Origin of the sequence: Pseudomonas sp. 58(2021) (assembly GCF_017491585.1) — a bacterium.
Lineage (GTDB): Bacteria > Pseudomonadota > Gammaproteobacteria > Pseudomonadales > Pseudomonadaceae > Aquipseudomonas > Aquipseudomonas fluorescens_BT.
Window position 1 is genome coordinate 24338 of sequence record NZ_JAFGYZ010000007.1, and the last position, 25552, is coordinate 49889.

At 58.0% G+C, this 25552-nt stretch carries 24 protein-coding genes; 22 read left to right on the forward strand and 2 right to left on the reverse strand.

What is annotated here, in order from left to right:
* Window positions 1-10 precede the first annotated feature (10 nt).
* Complete coding sequence (dnaN, locus tag J5M72_RS09710) at window positions 11-1114, reverse strand: DNA polymerase III subunit beta (protein ID WP_085733897.1); 1104 nt, start codon at window positions 1112-1114, stop codon at window positions 11-13.
* Between the two features lie 39 nt (window positions 1115-1153).
* Window positions 1154-2677 (reverse strand): chromosomal replication initiator protein DnaA, encoded by a 1524-nt coding sequence (gene dnaA / locus J5M72_RS09715; protein ID WP_085713096.1) that lies wholly within the window; start codon window positions 2675-2677, stop codon window positions 1154-1156.
* A gap of 565 nt (window positions 2678-3242) precedes the next feature.
* Here dnaA and rpmH point away from each other — a divergent pair.
* The 22 genes from rpmH to hutU all read left to right on the forward strand — a co-directional run bounded on the left by rpmH (window position 3243) and on the right by hutU (window position 25552).
* A complete protein-coding gene (gene rpmH / locus J5M72_RS09720; protein ID WP_003213577.1) occupies window positions 3243-3377 on the forward strand; it encodes a 50S ribosomal protein L34 in 135 nt (44 codons plus the stop codon).
* Between the two features lie 16 nt (window positions 3378-3393).
* The gene (gene rnpA / locus J5M72_RS09725; RefSeq protein ID WP_011336726.1) at window positions 3394-3795 is read left to right on the forward strand and encodes a ribonuclease P protein component; all 402 of its coding nucleotides are present in this window, start codon (window positions 3394-3396) and stop codon (window positions 3793-3795) included.
* Complete coding sequence (yidD, locus tag J5M72_RS09730; RefSeq protein ID WP_010565858.1) at window positions 3788-4033, forward strand: membrane protein insertion efficiency factor YidD; 246 nt, start codon at window positions 3788-3790, stop codon at window positions 4031-4033. Before rnpA ends, yidD begins: the two co-directional genes overlap by 8 nt.
* Before the next feature lie 2 nt (window positions 4034-4035).
* Entirely contained in the window at window positions 4036-5718 is a 1683-nt protein-coding gene (yidC, locus tag J5M72_RS09735; protein WP_207865344.1) for a membrane protein insertase YidC, read from the forward strand.
* An 81-nt stretch (window positions 5719-5799) separates the two neighbouring features.
* Complete coding sequence (gene mnmE / locus J5M72_RS09740) at window positions 5800-7170, forward strand: tRNA uridine-5-carboxymethylaminomethyl(34) synthesis GTPase MnmE (protein WP_169432577.1); 1371 nt, start codon at window positions 5800-5802, stop codon at window positions 7168-7170.
* Window positions 7171-7723: 553 nt separating this feature from the next.
* A complete protein-coding gene (gene mnmG / locus J5M72_RS09745; RefSeq protein WP_207865345.1) occupies window positions 7724-9622 on the forward strand; it encodes a tRNA uridine-5-carboxymethylaminomethyl(34) synthesis enzyme MnmG in 1899 nt (632 codons plus the stop codon).
* Window positions 9619-10263, forward strand: coding sequence for a 16S rRNA (guanine(527)-N(7))-methyltransferase RsmG (rsmG, locus tag J5M72_RS09750; protein WP_169432575.1), 645 nt, complete (start codon window positions 9619-9621; stop codon window positions 10261-10263). Before mnmG ends, rsmG begins: the two co-directional genes overlap by 4 nt.
* A gap of 18 nt (window positions 10264-10281) precedes the next feature.
* Window positions 10282-11079: a ParA family protein gene (locus J5M72_RS09755; protein ID WP_085713099.1), complete on the forward strand. Its 798-nt coding sequence runs from the start codon at window positions 10282-10284 to the stop codon at window positions 11077-11079.
* A 9-nt stretch (window positions 11080-11088) separates the two neighbouring features.
* The gene (locus J5M72_RS09760) at window positions 11089-11961 is read left to right on the forward strand and encodes a ParB/RepB/Spo0J family partition protein (protein ID WP_011336720.1); all 873 of its coding nucleotides are present in this window, start codon (window positions 11089-11091) and stop codon (window positions 11959-11961) included.
* Between the two features lie 148 nt (window positions 11962-12109).
* Window positions 12110-12517: a F0F1 ATP synthase subunit I gene (locus J5M72_RS09765; RefSeq protein ID WP_003229783.1), complete on the forward strand. Its 408-nt coding sequence runs from the start codon at window positions 12110-12112 to the stop codon at window positions 12515-12517.
* A 16-nt stretch (window positions 12518-12533) separates the two neighbouring features.
* Window positions 12534-13403: a F0F1 ATP synthase subunit A gene (atpB, locus tag J5M72_RS09770; protein WP_007954148.1), complete on the forward strand. Its 870-nt coding sequence runs from the start codon at window positions 12534-12536 to the stop codon at window positions 13401-13403.
* Between the two features lie 134 nt (window positions 13404-13537).
* The gene (atpE, locus tag J5M72_RS09775) at window positions 13538-13795 is read left to right on the forward strand and encodes a F0F1 ATP synthase subunit C (protein WP_003097235.1); all 258 of its coding nucleotides are present in this window, start codon (window positions 13538-13540) and stop codon (window positions 13793-13795) included.
* Window positions 13796-13854: 59 nt separating this feature from the next.
* Window positions 13855-14325: a F0F1 ATP synthase subunit B gene (locus tag J5M72_RS09780; RefSeq protein WP_007954149.1), complete on the forward strand. Its 471-nt coding sequence runs from the start codon at window positions 13855-13857 to the stop codon at window positions 14323-14325.
* A 12-nt stretch (window positions 14326-14337) separates the two neighbouring features.
* Entirely contained in the window at window positions 14338-14874 is a 537-nt protein-coding gene (locus J5M72_RS09785; RefSeq protein ID WP_007911956.1) for a F0F1 ATP synthase subunit delta, read from the forward strand.
* 21 nt (window positions 14875-14895) lie between these two features.
* Window positions 14896-16440, forward strand: a complete 1545-nt coding sequence (gene atpA, locus J5M72_RS09790; RefSeq protein WP_041073579.1) for a F0F1 ATP synthase subunit alpha — start codon at window positions 14896-14898, stop codon at window positions 16438-16440.
* Between the two features lie 50 nt (window positions 16441-16490).
* A complete protein-coding gene (gene atpG / locus J5M72_RS09795; RefSeq protein ID WP_008084419.1) occupies window positions 16491-17351 on the forward strand; it encodes a F0F1 ATP synthase subunit gamma in 861 nt (286 codons plus the stop codon).
* A gap of 27 nt (window positions 17352-17378) precedes the next feature.
* Window positions 17379-18755 carry a F0F1 ATP synthase subunit beta gene (gene atpD, locus J5M72_RS09800; protein ID WP_007954162.1) on the forward strand — a complete coding sequence of 459 codons (1377 nt, stop codon included), beginning with the start codon at window positions 17379-17381 and terminating at the stop codon, window positions 18753-18755.
* Window positions 18756-18800: 45 nt separating this feature from the next.
* Window positions 18801-19226 (forward strand): F0F1 ATP synthase subunit epsilon, encoded by a 426-nt coding sequence (locus tag J5M72_RS09805; protein WP_007954164.1) that lies wholly within the window; start codon window positions 18801-18803, stop codon window positions 19224-19226.
* Between the two features lie 118 nt (window positions 19227-19344).
* Window positions 19345-20712 carry a bifunctional UDP-N-acetylglucosamine diphosphorylase/glucosamine-1-phosphate N-acetyltransferase GlmU gene (gene glmU, locus J5M72_RS09810; protein WP_207865346.1) on the forward strand — a complete coding sequence of 456 codons (1368 nt, stop codon included), beginning with the start codon at window positions 19345-19347 and terminating at the stop codon, window positions 20710-20712.
* Between the two features lie 132 nt (window positions 20713-20844).
* Complete coding sequence (locus tag J5M72_RS09815) at window positions 20845-21621, forward strand: DeoR family transcriptional regulator (protein ID WP_169432572.1); 777 nt, start codon at window positions 20845-20847, stop codon at window positions 21619-21621.
* Window positions 21622-21623: 2 nt separating this feature from the next.
* A complete protein-coding gene (glmS, locus tag J5M72_RS09820; protein WP_207865347.1) occupies window positions 21624-23456 on the forward strand; it encodes a glutamine--fructose-6-phosphate transaminase (isomerizing) in 1833 nt (610 codons plus the stop codon).
* A gap of 404 nt (window positions 23457-23860) precedes the next feature.
* Window positions 23861-25552: a urocanate hydratase gene (gene hutU / locus J5M72_RS09825; RefSeq protein ID WP_207865348.1), complete on the forward strand. Its 1692-nt coding sequence runs from the start codon at window positions 23861-23863 to the stop codon at window positions 25550-25552.

Sequence of the window (25552 nt, forward strand, 5' to 3'; positions counted from 1 at the left end):
AGTCAGCTGATTACAGACGCATCGGCATGACAACGTAAGCCGAATCGTCGTTGTCGGACTCTTGCACCAGCGCACTGCTGTTGGAGTCAGACAGGATCAGGCGAACCTGCTCGGTGGTCATCACGCCCAGCACGTCGAGCAGATAGCTCACGTTGAAGCCGATTTCCAGAGAGCCGCCGTTGTATTCCACGCCCACTTCTTCTTCCGCTTCTTCCTGCTCCGGGTTGTTGGCCTGGATTTTCAGCTGACCACTGGCCAGTTGCAGACGAATGCCGCGGTACTTCTCGTTGGACAGAATCGCGGTACGGCTGAACGCTTCGCGCAGCGCCTGGCGATCGCCCAGAACCAGTTTGTCGCCGCCCTTCGGCAGAACACGCTCGTAGTCAGGGAATTTGCCGTCGACCAATTTCGAGGTGAAGGTGAATTCTCCGGTGGTCGCGCGGATGTGGTGCTGACCCAGGACGATGCTGACGTTGCCGTCCGGCTCGGTGAGCAGACGCGCCAGTTCGAGAATACCTTTGCGCGGCACGATCACCTGGTGGCGATCCTGCTGACCGATGTCGGCCTGCATCGAGCACATGGCCAGACGGTGACCGTCAGTGGCCACGGCGCGGATCACACCGGTCGACACTTCCAGCAACATGCCGTTGAGGTAGTAACGCACGTCCTGTTGGGCCATGGCGAAACTGGTGCGTTCGATCAGGCGACGCAGCTTGCTCTGATCCAGGCTGGTAGTCAGCGAACCCGGGCCTTCTTCCACAGTCGGGAAGTCATTGGCCGGCAGGGTCGACAGGGTGAAGCGGCTACGGCCGGCCTTCACCACCAGCTTCTGCTCGTCGACCTTGATGTCGATCAGGGCATCGTTCGGCAGGCTCTTGCAAATGTCCATCAGCTTGCGCGCCGGCACGGTGATGGAACCTGTTTCAGCCGGCTCTTCGAGTTGCACGCGACCGACCAGCTCGACTTCCAGGTCGGTACCGGTCAGCGACAGTTGCTGGCCATCGACAACCAGCAGCACGTTGGACAGTACCGGCAAGGTCTGTCGGCGCTCGACGACGCCTGCGACCAGTTGCAGGGGTTTCAACAGGGCTTCGCGTTGAATGGTGAAATGCATGGTCTAGTCCCTTGCCTTAATAAGCTGCGCTGGTGTTCATCAAGTGGTCAGTGTACGCAGCAGGTTCTTGTAGTCCTCGCGGATGTCCGCGTCGGATTCCTTAAGTTCGTTGATCTTGCGGCAGGCATGCAACACCGTCGTGTGGTCGCGACCGCCAAACACATCGCCGATTTCCGGCAGGCTGTGGTTGGTCAGTTCCTTGGACAGTGCCATGGCCACCTGACGCGGACGAGCAACCGAGCGCGAACGGCGCTTGGACAGCAAGTCGGAGATCTTGATCTTGTAGTACTCGGCGACGGTGCGCTGAATGTTATCCACAGAGACCAGTTTGTCCTGCAACGCCAACAGGTCTTTCAGGGATTCGCGGATCAACTCGATGGTGATGTCGCGGCCCATGAAGTGCGAGTGGGCGATCACGCGTTTCAGCGCGCCTTCCAGCTCACGGACGTTGGAGCGAATACGCTGGGCAATGAAGAATGCAGCATCGTGAGGCAGCTCGACTTTGGCCTGGTCGGCCTTCTTCATCAAGATGGCCACACGGGTTTCCAGCTCCGGCGGCTCGACGGCGACCGTCAGGCCCCAACCGAAGCGGGATTTGAGGCGCTCTTCAAGGCCTTCGATTTCTTTCGGGTAGCGGTCACTGGTGAGAATGACCTGCTGACCACCTTCCAGCAGGGCGTTGAAGGTGTGGAAAAACTCTTCCTGGGAACGCTCCTTGCGGGCGAAGAACTGAATATCGTCGATCAGCAGGGCGTCCACCGAACGGTAGAAACGCTTGAACTCGTTGATCGCGTTCAGTTGCAGCGCCTTGACCATGTCGGCCACGAAACGCTCGGAATGCAGGTACACGACCTTGGCATTCGGATTCTTCTTTAATAGGTGGTTACCCACCGCATGCATCAAGTGCGTTTTACCCAGGCCGACGCCGCCATAAAGGAAGAGCGGGTTGTAGCCGTGTTTTGGGTTGTCTGCCACTTGCCAGGCCGCCGCACGGGCGAGCTGGTTGGATTTACCTTCGACGAAGTTTTCAAAGGTGAAGGTGCGGTTCAGGTAGCTGGTGTGCTTGAGCGCGCCTTCGACCTGCACGGTGCGCTGTTCGGCACGCACTGGTGCTTGCTGGGAAGCAGCGCCCGCCATCGGATCGAAGCTGTCGCGGGACGGCTCTTCGCTGACTTCCTCGGTTTTCTGCGTCGCGCGCTTGGCCGGGGTTGGAGCTGGCGCTGGTGCCGGAGCGCTGACGGGGGCGGCATTGGCCTGAGCCAGGGATGCAGCAGCGGCGGCCAATGGCGCATTGGGCGCGGCACGCGGCGCAGAGCTGCGCTTGCTGCCTATTAATAAGGAGAGCGACGGCGCGAGGCCATTGCCATGCTCATCCAGCAGTTCAAGGACGCGCCCCAGGTACTTTTCGTTGACCCAGTCCAGAACAAAACGGTTCGGTGCGTAGACACGCAACTCGTCGCCTTCGGCTTCGACCTGTAACGGACGGATCCAGGTGTTGAATTGTTGGGCCGGCAGCTCTTCGCGCAAAAGCTCCACGCACTGCTGCCAAAGTTCCACTGACACGGAAATCCCCTAATTGAAAGCCGGTGAGGCAAAAACAAGCGGCCATTGTAGCGGCCGGACGTTCACTTATCCACATGCAGGTTGCCCGGTAGACATGATTTATCAATGCCTTAACCAATGAAAAAGCGACCAGCGGTGTGTGAATAAGCTCTGTGGATAACCGTAGCTGAGGGCACTGGACAACTGGGGGCGAAACTCGGTGGATAAACCGCCTGTGGATAACAGCACTTTCCACACACAGGTTATCCGATAGCGCAGCACAGGCTGAACACGGTTTTCCACTGTAGTTGTCATTCTCTGTACATCGCGTGGAACAAGGCCTCAGAGCAGTTATCCACAGAAGGTGGCGGTCCTAGCTTTTACAAGCTTTACAGAAAAGCTTTAAATAATTCCCTTCTTTATTTTTATGTCTGGCAGACAAGGTTTCGAGCTTCGGGGCATCAGAGATCTATTTATAAGGAAACGCTGGTTGGAAATTGACCTATGGACTTGCTTTCTCTAGAATCCCCGGTCTCTTAAAACGGGGGCCATTCCGGCCCGTTGTGGACGAACCAGGTAACACGACATGAAACGTACTTTCCAACCAAGCACTATCAAACGCGCTCGTACCCACGGTTTCCGTGCTCGCATGGCTACCAAGAACGGTCGTGCCGTACTGTCGCGTCGTCGCGCCAAAGGCCGCGCACGTCTGGCAGTTTGATAATCCGGCACTGGAGGTGAGTCAGGACTTCAGTCGGGAAAAGCGTCTGCTTACTCCCCGGCATTTCAAGGCAGTCTTTGACTCCCCTACCGGCAAGGTTCCGGGGAAAAATCTCCTGCTCCTTGCGCGCAACAACGATCTCGATCACCCCCGTCTAGGACTGGTTATCGGGAAAAAGAGCGTAAAGCTCTCCGTCGAGCGCAATCGTCTCAAACGTCTTATGCGCGAATCGTTTCGCCTGCACCAGGATTCACTGGTCGGCTGGGACATCGTTATCGTCGCGCGCAAAGGTTTGGGCGATGTAGAAAACCCCGAATTGATTCAGCATTTCGGCAAACTCTGGAAGCGTCTGGCACGCAACAAGCCGGTACCAGCAGTCAAAACCGAAACTGTAGGGGTAGACAGTCCAGATGCGTAAACTGGCACTCGTTCCGATCCAGTTTTACCGCTACGCCATTAGTCCTCTGATGGCTGACCACTGTCGTTTCTACCCCAGTTGTTCCTGCTACGCGTTGGAAGCCATCGAAAATCATGGCCTTCTGCGCGGTGGCTGGCTGACCTTTCGTCGTTTAGGTCGCTGTCATCCGTGGAATCCCGGTGGTTATGACCCGGTTCCACCTATCCCTACCTCCCGTTCTTCTTCGATGGCCGAGTAATCATGGATATCAAACGCACGATCCTGATCGTCGCCCTGGCAATCGTGTCCTACGTCATGGTTCTTAAATGGAACCAGGATTATGGCCAAGCTGCCCTGCCGACTCAGAATGTTGCTTCCAGTACGACTGCATCCGGTTTGCCGGACACCGTTCCTGGCAATAACACTTCCGCCAGTGACGATATTCCGCATGCCGCAAGCGATACCAGCGCACCTGCAGAAGCGCCGGTCGCTGCCAGCAAGGATCTGATCCAGGTCAAAACCGATGTGCTCGATCTCGCGATCGATCCACAGGGCGGTGACGTTGCGCAACTGACCTTGCCACTGTATCCACGTCGTCAGGATCGTCCGGATGTTCCGTTCCAGCTGTTCGACAACGGCGGCGAGCGTACTTATCTGGCTCAAAGCGGTCTGATCGGCACCAACGGTCCGGACGCCAGCCCGGCCGGTCGTCCGGTTTACGCGTCGGAGAAGAAAAGTTATCAACTGGCTGACGGTCAGGACCAATTGGTCGTCGACCTGAAATTCAGCAAGGACGGCGTCAACTACATCAAGCGTTTCACTCTGAAGCGCGGACTGTATGACGTGACCGTGACCTACCTTGTGGATAACCAGAGTGCTCAACCCTGGACCGGTTCGATGTTTGCGCAGTTGAAGCGTGACAACAGTGCCGATCCTTCGTCGACCACAGCTACCGGCACCGCGACTTACCTGGGCGCCGCCCTGTGGACAAGTTCCGAGCCGTACAAGAAAGTGTCCATGAAGGACATGGACAAAGGTCAACTCAAGGAAACCGTTACCGGTGGTTGGGTAGCCTGGCTGCAACACTACTTTGTGACGGCATGGGTTGCTCCGAAGGGCGAAAACAATATCGTCCAGACCCGTAAAGACAGCAAAGGCAACTACATCATCGGTTACACCGGTCCTTCCCTGACCGCTGCGCCGGGTGCAAAAGTTGAAACCAGCGCCATTCTTTACGCAGGCCCGAAAAGCCAGGCGGTTCTGAAAGAGTTGTCCCCAGGTCTGGAACTGACCGTCGACTACGGCATTCTGTGGTTCATTGCCCAGCCGATCTTCTGGCTGCTGCAACATATCCACGCCATCGTCGGCAATTGGGGCTGGTCGATCATCTTCCTGACCATGCTGATCAAAGGGATCTTCTTCCCGCTGTCGGCCGCCAGCTACAAGTCGATGGCCCGCATGCGCGCCGTGGCACCGAAACTGGCTGCACTGAAAGAGCAACATGGCGATGACCGGCAGAAAATGTCGCAAGCCATGATGGAGCTGTACAAGAAAGAGAAGATCAATCCGCTGGGTGGCTGCTTGCCGATCCTGGTGCAGATGCCGGTTTTCCTTTCGCTGTACTGGGTTCTGCTGGAAAGCGTTGAAATGCGCCAGGCGCCTTTCATGCTGTGGATTACCGACCTGTCGATCAAGGATCCGTTCTTCATCCTGCCGATCATCATGGGCGCGACCATGTTCATCCAGCAGCGTCTGAACCCGACTCCTCCGGATCCGATGCAGGCCAAAGTGATGAAAATGATGCCAATCATCTTCACCTTCTTCTTCCTGTGGTTCCCGGCGGGTCTGGTGCTGTACTGGGTTGTGAACAACTGCCTGTCGATTGCTCAACAGTGGTACATCACGCGTAAGATCGAAGCGGCGACGAAAAAAGCCGAGGCGTAACTTACTCTGTGGATAACACCACTCAAAACGCCCCCTAGTGGGGCGTTTTGCTATCTGCCATTTTTGTCTGGATACCGGTTTATGAGCGCACCTCGTGAAACCATCGCAGCCGTTGCCACTGCTCAGGGCCGTGGCGGCGTGGGCATCGTTCGAATTTCCGGGCCGCTGGCCAGCGTCGCGGCCAAAGCCATCAGCGGCCGTGATTTGAAACCCCGGTTTGCCCACTACGGTCCCTTCTTCAGTGACGATCAACAGGTCCTGGATGAAGGTCTGGCACTGTATTTCCCCGGGCCGAACTCGTTCACCGGCGAAGATGTGCTTGAACTCCAGGGTCACGGTGGACCGATCGTCCTGGACATGTTGCTCAAGCGTTGCCTGGAACTGGGCTGCCGTCTGGCCCGGCCGGGTGAATTCAGCGAGCGCGCTTTCCTCAATGACAAACTCGACCTGGCTCAGGCCGAGGCCATCGCCGACCTGATCGAAGCCAGTTCTGCACAGGCTGCACGTAATGCCTTGCGTTCCTTGCAGGGTGCATTTTCCCAACGTGTGCATAACCTCACCGAACAGCTGATCGGCTTGAGGATTTATGTCGAAGCAGCCATCGATTTTCCGGAAGAAGAGATCGACTTCCTCGCCGATGGCCATGTGTTGAGCATGCTCGACAAGGTCCGTGACGAGTTATCCACCGTATTGCGCGAAGCCGGCCAGGGTGCATTGCTGCGTGACGGCATGACAGTGGTGATCGCCGGTCGTCCGAATGCCGGCAAATCGAGTCTGCTCAATGCACTGGCCGGTCGAGAAGCTGCCATCGTGACGGAAATCGCCGGCACGACCCGGGACATCCTGCGCGAACATATCCACATCGATGGCATGCCGCTGCATGTCGTAGACACCGCCGGATTGCGCGATACCGACGACCATGTGGAAAAAATCGGTGTAGAACGTGCGTTGAAAGCCATTGGCGAAGCCGATCGGGTACTGCTGGTGGTTGATGCCACGGCTCCGGAAGCGGCCGATCCTTTCGCGTTGTGGCCCGAATTCCTTGAAACCAGGCCAGATCCGGCAAAGGTCACCCTGATTCGCAATAAAGCAGATCTCACCGGTGAAGCGATTGCCCTGGAAGTCAGCGACGATGGCCACGTAACCATCAGCCTGAGCGCCAAGGCTGCCGGCGAAGGTCTTGATCTGTTGCGCGATCACCTGAAGGCCTGCATGGGTTACGAGCAGACTTCAGAAAGCAGCTTCAGCGCACGCCGTCGCCACCTGGAAGCTTTGCGTCACGCCAGCGCGGCGCTGGAACACGGTCGTGCACAGCTGACTCTGGCAGGGGCTGGCGAACTATTGGCAGAAGATCTGCGTCAGGCTCAGCAATCCCTTGGGGAAATTACCGGAGCGTTCAGCTCCGATGATCTGCTCGGGCGGATCTTTTCCAGTTTCTGCATCGGTAAATAACCCTTCGGTTGTCCACAGACAGGTCCATTGGCGACCTGTCTGGTTCTCCTCTTCCCATTCCTTTCCTTCCAGTGCCGGGCAGATTCCTTCTCCCTGAGCGGATTTCCCCTGTCCGCTACGTGCTCGTTCATTCGATTTCTGTGGATTAAGCCCTGTGAATAACTGCCGCTGAGGGCAGTTGATAACAGGGCCAGAAAACTGAACATAACTGCCTCTGTGGATAACACCCCCATTCATCCACAGGCTTACACCGGTTATCCAAGGGCTTCATTGCGACATGGCCACAGGGTTTTGAATCTCTGTACACATTGAAAATAAAGGTCTGTAGAGATCTATCCACAGAAATCATGGGCAGTAAGAATAAGCTTTAAAACAAAGGTTTTATAAATTTCTCTCTTTTTTATTCTTTTAACCGCGAGTTCTCCACAGCTGGTTAAATTTTGTGCAAAGGGTTCTTTAGGAAGGGCGAAGTCCCTATACTTGTCGACCAGGTCCAGAAACCTGATCTCAAACTATTCCTGAATTACCTACTTAAGCAGGCACGAGGTGCGTGGTGGATTTCCCTTCCCGTTTTGAAGTGATCGTCATCGGCGGCGGTCATGCCGGTACCGAGGCAGCACTGGCCTCAGCACGCATGGGTGCAAAAACCCTTCTGCTGACGCACAACGTGGAAACCCTCGGTGCCATGAGTTGCAACCCGGCCATCGGCGGCATTGGCAAAAGCCATCTGGTCAAGGAAATCGACGCCCTCGGCGGTGCGATGGCCACGGCCACCGATCTGGGCGGTATCCAGTTTCGCGTGTTGAACAGCCGCAAAGGCCCGGCCGTGCGTGCAACACGTGCACAGGCCGACCGGATTCTTTACAAGGCCGCTGTCCGCGAAATTCTGGAAAACCAGCCGAACCTGTGGATATTTCAGCAGGCCGCCGACGACCTGATCGTCGAGCAGGAACAAGTACGCGGTGTCGTCACGCAAATGGGTCTGCGTTTCTTTGCCGATTCCGTGGTGTTGACCACCGGTACCTTCCTCGGCGGACTTATCCACATCGGTTTGCAGAATTTTTCCGGCGGGCGCGCCGGTGATCCGCCGTCGATCGCCCTTGCGCATCGTCTGCGTGAATTGCCGCTGCGCGTCGGTCGCCTGAAAACCGGTACGCCACCGCGTATCGACGGCAAGTCTGTGGATTTCTCGGTGATGACCGAGCAACCTGGCGATACGCCGATCCCGGTGATGTCGTTCATGGGCAACAAGGAACAACATCCGCGGCAAGTCAGTTGCTGGATTACCCACACCAACGCCCGCACCCACGAAATCATCGCGGCGAACCTCGATCGTTCGCCGATGTATTCGGCAGCAGGCGAGATCGAAGGCATCGGTCCGCGTTACTGCCCGTCGATCGAAGACAAGATCCACCGCTTTGCCGACAAGGAAAGCCATCAGGTATTCATCGAGCCGGAAGGCCTGACCACCCATGAGCTGTATCCGAACGGGATATCCACAAGCCTGCCGTTCGACGTGCAATTGCAAATCGTGCAATCGATCCGCGGCATGGAAAACGCGCACATCGTGCGTCCGGGTTATGCGATCGAGTACGACTACTTCGATCCGCGCGACCTGAAGTACAGCCTGGAAACCAAAGTCATCGGCGGTCTGTTCTTCGCTGGCCAGATCAACGGCACCACCGGTTACGAAGAAGCCGGCGCCCAGGGGTTGCTGGCTGGCGCGAACGCTGCACTGCGTGCGAAAGGCAAAGAAGCCTGGTGCCCGCGTCGCGATGAAGCGTACATCGGGGTATTGGTCGACGACCTGATTACCCTCGGTACCCAAGAGCCGTACCGCATGTTCACTTCCCGTGCCGAGTACCGCCTGATCCTGCGTGAGGACAACGCCGACCTGCGTCTGACCGAAAAAGGCCGCGAACTGGGTCTGGTCGATGACGCGCGCTGGGCAGCGTTCTGCAAGAAGCGCGAAAGTATCGAACTCGAAGAGCAGCGCCTGAAAAGCACCTGGGTTCGCCCAGGCACTGCCCAGGGCGATGCGATCGCGGAAAAATTCGGTACACCGCTGACTCACGAATACAACTTGCTCAATCTCTTGAGCCGTCCGGAAATCGACTACGCTGGTCTGGTCGAAGTGACCGGACAGGGGGCCGAAGATCCACAGGTTGCCGAACAGGTCGAGATCAAGACCAAGTACGCCGGTTACATCGACCGCCAACAGGACGAAATCGCCCGTCTGCGTGCAAGCGAAGACACGAAACTGCCTGTGGATATCGATTACACCAACATTTCCGGTCTCTCCAAGGAGATCCAGAGCAAGCTCGGTGCCACGCGTCCAGAGACGCTTGGCCAGGCTTCGCGGATCCCGGGTGTAACCCCGGCAGCGATTTCGCTGTTGATGATTCATTTGAAAAAACGCGGCGCGGGCCGTCAGTTGGAGCAAAGCGCTTGAGTTCTAAGGTCACTTCGCAACACGCCGAAGAGTTATCCACAGGAGCCCGCGAGCTCGGTGTCAATCTCACTGAAACCCAGCACGCATTGCTGCTGGGTTATCTGGCCCTGTTGATCAAATGGAACCAGGCCTACAACCTGACCGCCGTTCGCGATCCCGACGAAATGGTTTCCCGGCACTTGCTTGATAGCCTCAGCGTGATGTCGTTCATCGAAAACGGCCGCTGGCTGGACGTCGGCAGTGGCGGTGGCATGCCGGGGATCCCTCTGGCGATCCTGTATCCGGACTCGCAAGTGACCTGCCTGGACAGCAACGGCAAGAAAACCCGCTTCCTGACCCAGGTCAAACTCGAACTCAAACTGGACAACCTGCAAGTTATCCACAGTCGCGTCGAAGCATTCCAGCCTGCCCAGCCATTCAACGGGATCATCTCCCGGGCGTTCAGCAGCATGGAGAACTTCACCAACTGGACTCGCCACCTGGGCGATGCCGATACACGCTGGCTGGCAATGAAGGGCGTCCATCCGGCCGATGAGCTGGTAGCATTGCCGGCAGACTTCAAACTCGATAGCGAACACGCCCTGGCCGTACCCGGTTGCCAAGGCCAACGCCATCTGCTGATACTGCGCCGCACGGCATGATTGGGAACACAAGCAAGAATGGCTAAGGTATTCGCGATAGCGAACCAGAAGGGTGGTGTGGGCAAGACCACCACCTGCATCAACCTCGCAGCATCCCTGGTCGCGACCAAGCGCCGGGTGCTGTTGATCGATCTCGATCCACAGGGCAACGCCACCATGGGTAGCGGTGTGGATAAACATGGCCTGGAAAACTCGGTCTACGACCTGCTGATCGGCGAATGCGATCTGGCGCAGGCCATGCACTTCTCGGAACACGGCGGTTATCAACTGCTGCCGGCCAACCGCGACCTGACGGCCGCCGAAGTGGTGCTGCTGGAAATGCAGATGAAGGAGAGCCGTCTGCGCAGCGCGCTGGCGCCAATCCGTGAAAACTACGATTACATTCTGATCGACTGCCCGCCGTCGCTGTCGATGCTCACGCTGAACGCACTGGTCGCCGCTGACGGGGTGATTATCCCCATGCAGTGCGAATACTTTGCGCTCGAAGGTCTGAGCGACCTTGTGGATAACATCAAGCGCATCGCCGAACTGCTGAACCCGAACCTGAAGGTCGAAGGCCTGCTGCGGACCATGTACGACCCGCGCCTGAGCCTGATGAACGATGTATCGGCCCAGCTCAAGGAACACTTCGGCGATCAGCTGTACGACACGGTGATCCCGCGCAACATTCGCCTGGCCGAAGCACCGAGCTACGGCATGCCGGCGCTGGCTTACGACAAGCAATCGCGTGGCGCGCTGGCCTATCTGGCCCTGGCGGGCGAGATGGTTCGCCGTCAGCGCAAAAATTCACGCATCGCCGCTGCCCAGCCAACTTAAGGAATCCCCATGGCCGTCAAGAAACGAGGTCTCGGACGAGGACTGGATGCACTGCTGAGCGGTCCGACTGTCAGCTCGCTGGAAGAACAAGCGGCGCAGGCTGACAGCCGTGAGTTGCAGCACCTGCCGCTGGACCTGCTGCAACGCGGCAAGTATCAGCCACGCCGGGACATGGATCCGCAGGCACTGGAAGAGCTGGCGCAGTCGATCAAGGCTCAGGGCGTGATGCAGCCGATCGTGGTTCGCCCGATTGGTGGTGGCCGATTTGAAATCATTGCCGGTGAACGTCGCTGGCGTGCCAGCCAGCAGGCCGGGCAGGAAACCATCCCGGCCATGGTCCGTGATGTGCCGGATGAAACCGCGATCGCCATTGCACTGATCGAGAACATCCAGCGCGAAGACCTGAACCCGATCGAAGAAGCGGTGGCCCTGCAGCGCCTGCAGCAGGAATTCCAGCTCACTCAGCAACAGGTGGCCGAGGCTGTGGGTAAGTCCCGCGTCACCGTGGCCAACCTGTTGCGCCTGATTGCGCTGCCGGAAGTCATCAAGACCATGCTGTCCCACGGCGACCTGGAAATGGGTCATGCCCGTGCATTGCTCGGTCTGCCGGACAATCAGCAGGTGGAAGGGGCGCGACATGTTGTCGCACGCGGTCTCACCGTGCGCCAAACTGAGGCACTGGTTCGTCAGTGGTTGAGTGGCAAACCCGAGCCTGTGGAACCTGCAAAACCGGACCCGGATATCGCTCGCCTCGAGCAACGTCTGGCCGAGCGCCTAGGCTCTGCGGTGCAGATCCGCCACGGGAAGAAGGGAAAGGGTCAGTTGGTGATCGGTTACAACTCCCTCGATGAGCTTCAGGGTGTGCTTGCACACATCCGCTGAAACAATTCCTCTTGTAGCGCGCAGTCGGAAATCACTACCTGACAGTTGAATAGGGGCAGAACCGCCCCTATACTCTGCGCGCATTTTGTCGGCACAAATTATGCCAAGTTATTGAATTTCGGCAGCCGACCATTGGAGAGCAAAAGTGATGGAAACCCGCAAGCCAAACCGCCTGCCGTTCCATCGCCTGGCGGTTTTTCCGGTGTTGATGGCTCAATTTGTCATTTTGCTCATTGCCGCTTTGGCGCTCTGGCAATGGCACGGAGTCGTTGCCGGATACTCGGGACTTTGCGGAGGCCTGATAGCCTTGCTGCCCAATGTTTATTTCGCTCACAAGGCATTTCGGTTTTCCGGCGCCCGAGCAGCCCAGTCCATCGTCCGGTCTTTCTATGCCGGCGAGGCAGGCAAACTGATTTTGACGGCAGTGCTGTTTGCACTGGTGTTTGCAGGTGTGAAGCCACTGGCGCCGATCGCTGTATTCGGCGCCTTCGTGCTGACTCAGTCGGTCAGCTGGTTCGCTCCCCTGCTGATGAGAACAAGACTTTCGAGACCTTAGGGCGTTTGAGGCAACCATGGCAGAAACAACCGCTTCGGGCTATATCCAGCACCACTTGCAGAACCTGACCTTCGGTCAGCTACCCAACGGCGGCTGGGGCTTTGCCCACACCGCAGCAGAAGCCAAGGAAATGGGCTTCTGGGCTTTCCACGTCGATACCCTCGGCTGGTCGGTCGCGCTGGGTCTGATCTTCGTCCTTCTTTTCCGCATGGCGGCCAAGAAGGCGACTTCCGGTCAGCCGGGTGCACTGCAGAACTTCGTTGAAGTGCTGGTCGAATTCGTCGATGGCAGCGTGAAAGACAGCTTCCATGGCCGTAGCCCGGTGATCGCACCGCTGGCACTGACCATCTTCGTCTGGGTGTTCCTGATGAACGCCGTCGACCTGGTACCGGTCGACTGGATTCCTCAGCTGGCCATCCTGATCTCCGGCGACCACCACATCCCGTTCCGTGCCGTGTCGACCACCGACCCGAACGCGACTCTGGGCATGGCGTTCTCGGTTTTCGCACTGATCATTTTCTATAGCATCAAGGTCAAGGGCCTCGGCGGCTTCATCGGCGAGCTGACCCTGCACCCGTTCGGCAGCAAGAACATCTTCGTTCAGGCGCTGCTGATCCCGGTGAACTTCCTGCTGGAATTCGTGACCCTGATCGCCAAACCGATCTCTCTGGCTCTGCGTCTGTTCGGCAACATGTATGCCGGCGAACTGGTGTTCATCCTGATCGCTGTGATGTTCGGCAGCGGCCTGCTCTGGCTCAGCGGCCTGGGCGTTGTTCTGCAGTGGGCGTGGGCTGTGTTCCACATCCTGATCATTACCCTGCAGGCGTTCATCTTCATGATGCTGACCATCGTCTACCTGTCGATGGCGCACGAAGAAAACCATTAAGACCAGTCTCGACTAGTCTGATGTCCTTCCCGGTAAAACGGGGAGGGGCTCCTCACGGGGCACCATGAAACGATTTGTTTTACCGCTTTAATCTAAAAAACCTAAACCATACGACGTAAAAGTCGGGAGGAAAGATGGAAACTGTAGTTGGTCTAACCGCTATCGCTGTTGCACTGTTGATCGGCCTGGGCGCACTGGGTACCGCAATTGGTTTCGGCCTGCTGGGCGGCAAGTTCCTGGAAGGCGCAGCGCGTCAGCCAGAAATGGTTCCAATGCTGCAAGTTAAAATGTTCATCGTTGCCGGTCTGCTCGACGCCGTAACCATGATCGGTGTTGGTATCGCTCTGTTCTTCACCTTTGCGAACCCGTTCGTTGGTCAGATCGCTGGCTAATTACCCGGATTCTTCCGAGTAATTTGATGTGATGGACAACGTAACTGCGAGGTGTTGGCGTGAACATTAATGCGACCCTGATTGGCCAGTCCGTTGCGTTCCTGATTTTTGTACTGTTCTGCATGAAGTTCGTATGGCCTCCGGTCATCGCAGCTCTGCATGAACGTCAAAAGAAGATCGCTGATGGTCTGGACGCTGCCAGCCGTGCAGCTCGCGACCTGGAGTTGGCCCAAGAGAAAGCGGGTCAGCAACTGCGCGAAGCGAAAGCTCAGGCAGCTGAAATCATCGAGCAAGCCAAGAAACGCGGTAACCAGATTGTCGAAGAGGCCGTTGAAAAGGCCCGCGTCGACGCTGACCGTGTGAAGGTTCAGGCTCAAGCCGAGATCGAACAGGAACTGAACAGTGTCAAAGACAAGCTGCGCGCCCAAGTGGGCTTGCTGGCTGTCGGCGGCGCCGAGAAGATCCTGGGTGCCACAATCGATCAAAACGCGCACGCAGAGCTGGTTAACCAACTGGCTGCTGAAATCTAAGCGAGGGCGATCATGGCAGAACTGACCACGTTGGCCCGACCTTACGCTAAGGCGGCCTTCGAGCACGCTCAGGCCCACCAGCAACTGGCCAATTGGTCAGCCATGCTCGGCCTGGCAGCAGCGGTGTCGCAAGACGACACCATGCAGCGCGTGCTCAAGGCCCCGCGACTGACGAGCGCAGAAAAGGCCGCCACGTTCATTGACGTGTGCGGCGACAAGTTTGATGCCAAGGCACAGAACTTCATCAATGTCGTTGCCGAAAACGACCGTCTCCCGCTTCTGCCGGAGATCGCCGCTCTGTTCGACCTGTACAAGGCCGAGCAAGAGAAATCGGTAGACGTTGAAGTGACCAGTGCTTTTGCATTGAACCAAGAACAGCAAGACAAACTCGCCAAGGTTCTCAGTGCACGACTCAACCGGGAAGTGCGCCTGCAAGTTGCGGAGGATGCTGCCCTTATAGGTGGTGTCGTTATCCGCGCCGGCGACCTGGTTATCGATGGCTCGATTCGCGGCAAAATCGCGAAACTTGCCGAAGCATTGAAATCTTGAGTTTGAAGGGGCAGCAGAGCAATGCAGCAACTCAATCCTTCCGAAATAAGTGAAATTATCAAGGGCCGCATCGAAAAGCTCGATGTGACCTCCCAAGCCCGTAACGAAGGCACTGTCGTCAGCGTATCTGACGGTATCGTGCGGATTCACGGTCTGGCCGACGTCATGTACGGCGAGATGATCGAGTTTCCGGGCGGCGTCTACGGTATGGCCCTCAACCTGGAGCAAGACTCCGTAGGTGCCGTTGTACTGGGCGCATACACCAGTCTGGCTGAAGGCATGAGCGCCAAGTGCACTGGCCGCATCCTCGAAGTTCCGGTTGGTAAGGAACTGCTGGGTCGCGTTGTCGACGCACTGGGTAACCCTGTTGACGGCAAAGGTCCACTGGGCAACACCGAGACCGACGCGGTCGAGAAAGTTGCTCCGGGCGTGATCTGGCGTAAGTCGGTAGACCAGCCTGTACAGACTGGCTACAAGGCTGTCGATGCCATGATCCCTGTCGGCCGTGGCCAGCGTGAGCTGATCATCGGTGACCGTCAGATCGGTAAAACCGCTCTGGCGATCGACGCGATCATCAACCAGAAAGACAGCGGCATTTTCTGCGTCTACGTGGCAATCGGTCAGAAACAATCGACCATCGCCAACGTGGTTCGCAAGCTGGAAGAAAACGGTGCACTGGCTAACACCATCATCGTTGCAGCGAGCGCTTCGGAATCTGCAGCACTGCAATTCCTGGCACCGTACTCCGGTTGCACCATGGGTGAATTCTTCCGCGACCGCGGTGAAGACGCGCTGATCGTTTATGACGATCTGTCCAAGCAAGCAGTGGCTTACCGCCAGATTTCCCTGCTGCTGCGCCGTCCACCAGGCCGTGAAGCTTACCCAGGCGACGTGTTCTATCTCCACTCCCGTCTGCTGGAGCGCGCATCCCGCGTTTCGGAAGAATACGTTGAGAAGTTCACCAACGGCGCAGTGACCGGAAAAACCGGTTCCCTGACCGCACTGCCGATCATCGAAACCCAGGCTGGCGACGTTTCCGCGTTCGTTCCGACCAACGTGATTTCCATCACCGACGGTCAGATCTTCCTGGAATCGGCCATGTTCAACTCGGGCATCCGCCCTGCAGTGAACGCCGGTGTTTCGGTATCCCGTGTGGGTGGTGCCGCTCAGACCAAGATCATCAAGAAGCTGTCCGGTGGTATCCGTACCGCTCTGGCTCAGTACCGTGAACTGGCGGCATTCGCCCAGTTCGCTTCTGACCTGGACGAAGCGACCCGCAAGCAACTTGAGCATGGTCAGCGCGTTACCGAGCTGATGAAGCAGAAGCAATACGCACCAATGTCGATCGCTGACATGGCGCTGTCGCTGTATGCCGCTGAGCGTGGGTTCCTGACTGACATTGAAATCGCCAAGATCGGCAGCTTCGAACAAGCGCTGATTGCTTTCTTCAACCGCGATCACGCCGATTTGATGGCGAAGATCAACGTTAAAGGTGACTTCAATGACGAAATCGACGCTGGCCTGAAGGCTGGTATCGAGAAGTTCAAGGCCACCCAAACCTGGTAAGCCGCAGCGGGAGCCGCAAGGCTCCCGCTTGCTAACCTGATAGGTGTTACATGGCAGGCGCAAAAGAGATTCGCAGTAAGATTGCGAGCATCAAAAGCACGCAAAAAATTACCAGCGCCATGGAAAAAGTGGCGGTCAGCAAAATGCGCAAGGCACAAATGCGCATGGCTGCTAGCCGTCCTTATGCGGAGCGTATCCGCCAGGTAATTGGGCATCTGGCCAACGCCAACCCGGAATACCGCCATCCGTTCATGATCGACCGCGCCATCAAGCGTGTCGGCTATGTCGTGGTGAGCAGTGACCGTGGTCTGTGCGGCGGCTTGAACACCAACCTGTTCAAGGCCCTGGTCAAGGACATGGCGGTAAACCGCGAAAACGGCGTCGAGATTGATCTGTGTGTCGTTGGTAGCAAGGGTGCGGCCTTTTTCCGCAACTTCGGCGGTAACGTCGTTGCAGCTATCAGCCACCTGGGTGAAGAGCCGTCGATCAATGATCTGATCGGCAGCGTCAAGGTGATGCTGGATGCCTATCTGGACGGCCGTATTGACCGCCTGTCCGTGGTATCCAACAAGTTCATCAACACCATGACGCAACAGCCTACCGTGGAGCAGTTGATTCCACTGGTAGCGACCCCGGATCAGGATCTCAAGCACCACTGGGACTACCTCTACGAACCAGACGCCAAAGAGCTGCTTGACGGCTTGATGGTGCGTTACGTGGAGTCGCAGGTGTACCAGGCGGTGGTCGAGAACAACGCGGCCGAACAAGCTGCGCGGATGATCGCGATGAAGAACGCTACCGACAACGCCGGTGATTTGATCAGCGATTTGCAGCTGATCTACAACAAGGCGCGTCAGGCTGCGATCACCCAAGAGATCTCGGAAATCGTCGGCGGCGCTGCCGCGGTTTAACGGTTCAAATATTCAGAGGATCCAGCTATGAGTAGCGGACGTATCGTTCAAATCATCGGCGCCGTTATCGACGTGGAATTTCCACGCGACAGCGTACCGAGCATCTACGACGCCTTGAAGGTTCAAGGCGCCGAAACCACTCTGGAAGTTCAGCAGCAGCTGGGCGACGGCGTGGTTCGTACCATTGCGATGGGCTCCACCGAAGGCTTGAAGCGCGGTCTGGACGTCAACAACACTGGCGCAGCCATCTCCGTACCGGTCGGTAAAGCGACTCTGGGCCGGATCATGGACGTACTGGGCAACCCGATCGACGAAGCTGGCCCGATCGGCGAAGAAGAGCGCTGGGGTATCCACCGCGCCGCTCCTTCCTTCGCAGAACAAGCGGGCGGCAACGAGCTGCTGGAAACAGGCATCAAGGTTATCGACCTGGTTTGCCCGTTCGCCAAGGGCGGTAAAGTCGGTCTGTTCGGTGGTGCCGGTGTAGGCAAGACCGTAAACATGATGGAACTGATCCGTAACATCGCCATCGAGCACAGCGGTTATTCCGTGTTCGCCGGTGTGGGTGAGCGTACTCGTGAGGGTAACGACTTCTACCACGAGATGAAGGACTCCAACGTTCTCGACAAGGTAGCCCTGGTCTACGGTCAGATGAACGAGCCACCGGGAAACCGTCTGCGCGTAGCGCTGACCGGCCTGACCATGGCCGAGAAGTTCCGTGACGAAGGTAACGACGTTCTGCTGTTCGTCGACAACATCTATCGTTACACCCTGGCCGGTACCGAAGTATCCGCACTGCTGGGCCGTATGCCTTCGGCAGTAGGTTACCAGCCGACCCTGGCTGAAGAGATGGGCGTGCTGCAAGAGCGCATCACTTCGACCAAGCAAGGTTCGATTACTTCGATCCAGGCCGTATACGTACCAGCGGACGACTTGACTGACCCGTCGCCAGCGACCACGTTTGCTCACCTGGACGCTACTGTCGTTCTGTCCCGTGACATCGCTTCCCTGGGTATCTACCCGGCGGTAGACCCACTGGACTCGACTTCGCGTCAGCTGGACCCGAACGTGATCGGCAATGATCACTACGAGACCGCTCGTGGCGTTCAGTACGTGCTGCAGCGTTACAAAGAACTGAAGGACATCATCGCGATCCTGGGTATGGACGAGCTGTCGGAAGCCGACAAGCAGTTGGTAAACCGTGCTCGTAAGATCCAGCGCTTCTTGTCGCAGCCGTTCTTCGTGGCTGAAGTCTTCACCGGTGCTTCGGGTAAATACGTTTCCCTGAAAGACACCATTGCTGGCTTCAAAGGCATCCTCAACGGTGACTACGACCACCTGCCAGAACAAGCGTTCTACATGGTCGGCGGCATCGAAGAAGCGATCGAGAAAGCCAAGAAACTGTAATCCCGGCGCCCGGCAACGGGCGCTAATTTAGGTTGAGGCAATCAGATGGCTATGACAGTCCATTGCGATATCGTCAGCGCGGAAGGGGAAATCTTCTCCGGCCTGGTCGAGATGGTGATTGCGCACGGTGCTCTGGGTGATCTTGGTATCGCTCTGGGCCACGCGCCGCTGATCACGAATCTCAAGCCGGGTCCGATCCGCCTGATCAAGCAAGGCGGGGAAGCCGAGGTGTTCTACATCTCCGGTGGTTTCCTCGAGGTTCAGCCGAACATGGTCAAGGTTCTTGCCGACACTGTGCAACGTGCCGCCGACCTGGATGAAGCTCAGGCTCAAGCAGCTCTCAAGGCTGCCGAGGCCGCTCTGCATGAGAAGAGCGCAGATTTCGACTACGGAGCTGCGTCCGCACGTCTGGCCGAGGCCGCAGCCCAGCTGCGCACCGTCCAGCAGATCCGCAAGAAGTTTGGCGGTTGATCCGTCAGTCCGCTTGTTGTGCGATTGATAAAAAAGGGTAGCCTCGGCTACCCTTTTTTCTTTTCCGAATTCTACAAACCCGGTCGCAGTTGCTGACCACCCAGGATTGGTAGCAGTCATGTCTCTTGAAATCGTAATCCTCGCGGCCGGTCAAGGCACCCGCATGCGTTCGGCACTGCCGAAAGTGCTGCACCCGATTGCCGGCGATTCCATGCTCGGCCATGTTATCCACAGCGCCCGTCAACTCGATCCGCAGCGCATTCACGTGGTCATCGGTCATGGCGCCGATGTGGTGCGCGAACGTCTGGCTGCCGATGACCTCAATTTCGTGCTGCAGGACAAGCAATTGGGCACCGGCCACGCAACTGCCCAGGCCGTACCGTTCATCAAGTCCGACACCGTTCTGATTCTCTATGGTGACGTGCCGCTGATCGAAGTCGAAACCCTGCAGCGTCTGCTTGAGCATGTCGTTCCTGGCCAGATGGGATTGCTGACCGTCGAACTGGATGACCCGACCGGTTACGGCCGCATCGTGCGCGATGCGAACGGTAAGGTTGCGGCAATCGTCGAGCACAAGGATGCCACTGAAGCCCAACGCGCGATCACAGAAGGCAATACCGGGATTCTCGCGGTACCTGCCAGCCATCTGGCGGACTGGATGGGACGCCTGTCGAACAACAACGCCCAGGGCGAGTATTACCTGACCGACGTGATTGAAATGGCGGTGGGCGACGGCCTGGTGGTCGCGACCGAGCAGCCTCACGATCCGATGGAGGTGCAGGGCGCCAATGATCGCAGGCAACTGTCCGAACTGGAGCGCCACTATCAGTTGCGCGCTGGCCGTCGGCTGATGGCTCAGGGGGTAACCCTGCGTGACCCGGCCCGCTTTGATGTGCGTGGTGAAGTGACCGTCGGTCGCGATGTGTTGATCGACATCAACGTCATTCTCGAAGGCAAAGTCGTCATCGAAGACGACGTGGTGATCGGCCCGAACTGTGTGATCAAGGACAGCACCTTGCGCAAAGGCGTTGTCATCAAGGCCAACAGCCATATCGAAGGTGCGGTGCTGGGTGAAAACAGCGACGCCGGCCCGTTTGCCCGTCTGCGTCCGGGCACTGTGCTCGAGGCCCGTGCCCATGTGGGTAACTTCGTCGAGCTGAAAAACGCCCGTATGGGCGAAGGCGCGAAAGCCGGGCACCTGACTTATCTGGGCGATGCCGAGATCGGTGCCCGTACCAACATCGGCGCTGGCACCATCACCTGTAATTACGATGGCGCCAACAAGTGGAAAACCGTGTTGGGCGAAGATGTGTTCATCGGTTCCAACAATTCGCTGGTGGCGCCTGTGGATATCTCTGCCGGTGCGACCACGGCGGCCGGTTCGACCATCACCCAGAATGTGGATAACGCTCAGTTGGCGGTCGGTCGTGCAAGACAGAAGAACATCGATGGCTGGAAGCGGCCGGAGAAGATCAAGAAGAGCTGAGTTATCCACAGTGCTTCAAGGCAAAGGATCGCTGCCCTCGGGCAGCGATTTTTTTTCGTCATCGGCTTGACGGTTCTGCTTCGATAGGTTTTGATTGCTTTCATTATCTTTCGAATCGAAACTTAGCTCGCCATGTCGAAACGCAATACACCCCAACGTCGCCACAATATTCTGGCCTTGCTCAATGAGCAGGGCGAAGTCAGTGTCGACGAGCTCGCCAAGCGTTTCGAAACCTCGGAAGTTACGATTCGCAAGGATCTGGCTGCACTGGAAAGCCACGGTCTGTTGCTGCGTCGGTATGGCGGGGCGATCACCATGCCTCAGGAACTGGTGGCAGACGTCAGTCAGAACGTTTCCAAATACAAGCAGGCGATTGCCCGTGCTGCGGTCACACGCATTCGCGAACACGCCCGCATCATCATCGACAGTGGCAGCACCACCGCTGCCATGATTCCGGAGCTCGGCCAGCAGCCGGGTCTGGTGGTGATGACCAATTCCCTGCATGTCGCCAATGCCCTGAGCGAACTCGAGCATGAACCGGTCCTGCTGATGACCGGCGGCACCTGGGATCCCCATTCGGAATCCTTTCAGGGCCAGGTCGCCGAGCAGGTACTACGCTCTTACGACTTCGATCAATTGTTCATCGGTGCCGACGGCATCGATCTGGTGCGTGGCACCACGACCTTCAATGAGTTGCTCGGCCTGAGCCGGGTGATGGCGGAAGTGGCGCGGGAAGTGGTCGTGATGGTCGAGGCCGACAAGATCGGCCGCAAGATTCCAAATCTGGAGCTGCCGTGGAGCAGTGTCCATACCCTAATCACCGATGATCGCCTGCCGCCGGAGGCACGGGATCAGATTCAGTCTCGCGGTATCAATTTGATTTGCGCGACGGTCAGTCAGGAGAAATAAGCATGTGTGGAATTGTCGGCGCGGTAGCTGAACGTAATATCACCGCCATCCTGGTCGAAGGCCTCAAGCGCCTCGAATACCGCGGTTATGACAGTGCCGGTGTGGCGGTGTACACCAATGACGGCATGCTGGAACGCACCCGTCGTGTGGGCAAGGTCAGCGAACTGGATGCTGCCCTGGCTGAACATCCGCTGGTGGGTCGTCTCGGCATCGCCCACACCCGCTGGGCTACTCATGGCGCGCCAAGCGAACGCAATGCTCACCCGCATTTCTCGGATAAGGTCGCGGTGGTGCACAACGGCATCATCGAAAACCATGAAGCGCTGCGCGAGCAACTCAAGGCGCAGGGTTACGTGTTCTCCTCCGACACCGACACCGAAGTCATCGCCCACCTGTTGACCGAAAAGCTCAAGGCGCTGCCGGACCTGACCGATGCCCTGAAGGCAACCGTCAAGGAACTGCATGGCGCCTACGGTCTGGCGGTCATTCACGCGCTGCAACCGGATCGTCTGGTCGCGGCTCGCAGCGGCAGCCCGCTGGTGATCGGTTTGGGCCTGGGCGAAAACTTCCTCGCTTCCGATCAACTGGCCCTGCGTCAGGTCACCGACCGTTTCATGTACCTGGAAGAGGGCGATATCGCCGAAATCCAGCGCGACAAGGTGCAGATCTGGGACGTGACCGGCAAAGCCGTCGAGCGCCAGACCGTCCAGTACACCGATGGCGCCGAAGCCGCCGACAAAGGCGAGTTCCGTCACTACATGCTCAAGGAAATCCACGAGCAGCCATCCGTGGTGCAACGCACGCTGGAAGGTCGATTGAGCTCGGATCAGGTACTGGTGCAGGCGTTCGGCCCGCAGGCCGCCGAACTGTTCGCCAAAGTGCGCAATGTGCAAATTGTGGCGTGCGGCACCAGTTACCACGCCGGCATGGTTGCCCGTTACTGGCTCGAAGAGCTGGCGGGGATTCCGTGCCAGGTCGAAGTCGCCAGTGAGTTCCGCTACCGCAAGGTGGTGGTGCAGCCGGACACTCTGTTCGTCACCATTTCCCAGTCCGGCGAAACCGCCGACACCCTGGCCGCCCTGCGCAACGCCAAGGAACTGGGTTTCCTGGGCAGCCTGGCGATCTGCAACGTCGGCATCAGTTCGCTGGTGCGCGAATCCGACCTGACCCTGCTGACCCAGGCCGGTCGCGAAATCGGTGTGGCCTCGACCAAAGCGTTCACCACGCAACTGGTCGGCCTGCTGCTGCTGACTCTGTCCCTGGGCCAGGTGCGCGGCACTCTGGAAAAAGGCGTTGAAGCCCGACTGGTTGAAGAACTGCGTCGCCTGCCGACTCGCCTGGGCGAAGCGCTGGCCATGGACAGTACGGTGGAAAAAATCGCCGAACTGTTCGCTGACAAAAACCACACCCTGTTCCTCGGTCGTGGTGCGCAGTATCCAGTCGCGATGGAAGGGGCTCTGAAACTCAAGGAAATTTCGTACATCCACGCCGAAGCTTACCCTGCCGGCGAACTGAAGCATGGCCCGCTGGCGCTTGTGGATAACGACATGCCGGTGGTCACCGTGGCGCCGAACAACGAACTGCTCGAGAAGCTCAAGTCCAACCTGCAGGAAGTTCGTGCCCGTGGCGGCGAACTGATCGTGTTCGCTGACGAGAAGGCGGGGATGACCAACGGCGAAGGCACCCACGTGGTGCAGATGCCGCACATCCACGACATTCTGTCGCCGATCCTCTACACCATCCCGCTGCAACTGCTGTCGTACTACGTCGCGGTGCTCAAAGGCACAGACGTGGACCAGCCGCGTAACCTGGCGAAGTCGGTGACGGTGGAATAAGTTATCCACACGCCGCACCAGACGACCACAGCCCGGAGACTCATCGGGGTCTCCAGGCTTTGGCATGTTTCCCACCTTTTGTTACCGAACACCCCAGCGCGGTGCAATGCCACGCTCCTGTAACAGTCTCTCTGATTTCAAAAAGCGCCCCTTCGAAAAAAATTCAATCACTCGATGCCCCGTGAATCCGGCCCCCAAGCGGTATCCGCAGGTTTTGCTGGATGGCTTCTCGACAAGTTGGCCGTTCAATTGCATATGCTTGTATGTACAAGTAAAGACGTATGCATACGAGTTGAAAAAAACCGAGCATCTCGTCCACTGATTCGCTTGTCGCGCATTGAAGCGCACAAGCCGCTTGCCCATCGCCAGGGTTGGTTTGAATTGATCGCTGAGGAGTCTTTTTCGTGACTGACAATAAGCCTACAAAATTCCGCAATGTTGAGATCCGTGCATCGCGCGGCAACAAGCTGACCGCCAAGAGCTGGCTGACCGAAGCGCCGCTGCGCATGCTGATGAACAACCTCGACCCGGAAGTGGCCGAGAACCCGAAAGAGCTGGTGGTTTACGGTGGCATCGGCCGCGCCGCGCGCAACTGGGAGTGCTACGACAAGATCGTCGAGAGCCTGACCAATCTGAACGACGACGAAACCCTGCTGGTGCAGTCCGGCAAACCGGTCGGCGTGTTCAAGACCCACAGCAATGCGCCGCGCGTGCTGATCGCCAACTCCAACCTGGTACCGCACTGGGCGACCTGGGAACACTTCAACGAACTCGACGCGAAAGGTTTGGCGATGTACGGCCAGATGACCGCCGGCAGCTGGATCTACATCGGCAGCCAGGGCATCGTTCAGGGCACTTACGAAACCTTCGTCGAGGCCGGTCGCCAGCATTACGATTCGAACCTGAAGGGCCGCTGGGTCCTGACCGCGGGCCTCGGCGGCATGGGCGGCGCCCAGCCGCTGGCTGCCACATTGGCCGGTGCCTGCTCGCTGAACATCGAATGCCAGCAGGTCAGCATCGATTTCCGCCTGAAAAGCCGTTACGTCGACGAACAGGCCAAAGACCTCGACGACGCCCTGGCGCGCATTGAAAAGTACACAAAAGAAGGCAAGGCGATCTCCATCGCGCTGCTGGGCAACGCCGCCGAAATCCTCCCGGAACTGGTCCGTCGCGGCGTGCGCCCGGACATGGTCACCGACCAGACCAGCGCCCACGACCCGCTCAATGGCTACCTGCCGGCCGGCTGGACCTGGGACGAATACCGCGCCCGCGCCAAGACCGAACCGGCCGCGGTGATCAAGGCTGCCAAGCAGTCGATGGCGGTGCACGTCAAAGCCATGCTGGACTTCCAGAAGCAAGGCATTCCGACCTTCGACTACGGCAACAACATCCGTCAGATGGCTCAGGAAGAGGGCGTGGAAAACGCCTTCGATTTCCCGGGTTTCGTGCCGGCCTATATCCGTCCGCTGTTCTGCCGTGGCATCGGCCCGTTCCGCTGGGCGGCGCTGTCGGGTGATCCGCAGGACATCTACAAGACCGACGCCAAAGTCAAAGAACTGATCCCGGACGACGCCCACCTGCACAACTGGCTGGACATGGCTCGCGAGCGCATCAGCTTCCAGGGTCTGCCGGCGCGGATCTGCTGGGTCGGCCTGGGCCAGCGCGCCAAGCTGGGTCTGGCGTTCAACGAAATGGTCCGTCGCGGCGAGCTGTCGGCACCGATCGTGATCGGTCGCGACCACCTCGACTCCGGCTCGGTGTCCAGCCCGAACCGCGAAACCGAATCGATGCAGGACGGCTCGGATGCGGTCTCCGACTGGCCACTGCTGAATGCTCTGTTGAACACCGCCAGCGGCGCGACTTGGGTGTCGCTGCACCACGGTGGCGGCGTCGGCATGGGCTTCTCGCAACACTCGGGCATGGTGATCGTCTGCGACGGTACGGATGAAGCGGCCGAGCGTATCGCTCGCGTGCTGCACAACGACCCGGGTACCGGTGTGATGCGTCACGCCGACGCCGGTTACCAGATCGCCATCGACTGCGCCAAGGAGCAGGGGCTGAACCTGCCGATGATTACTTCGGTTAAAGGAGCCTGA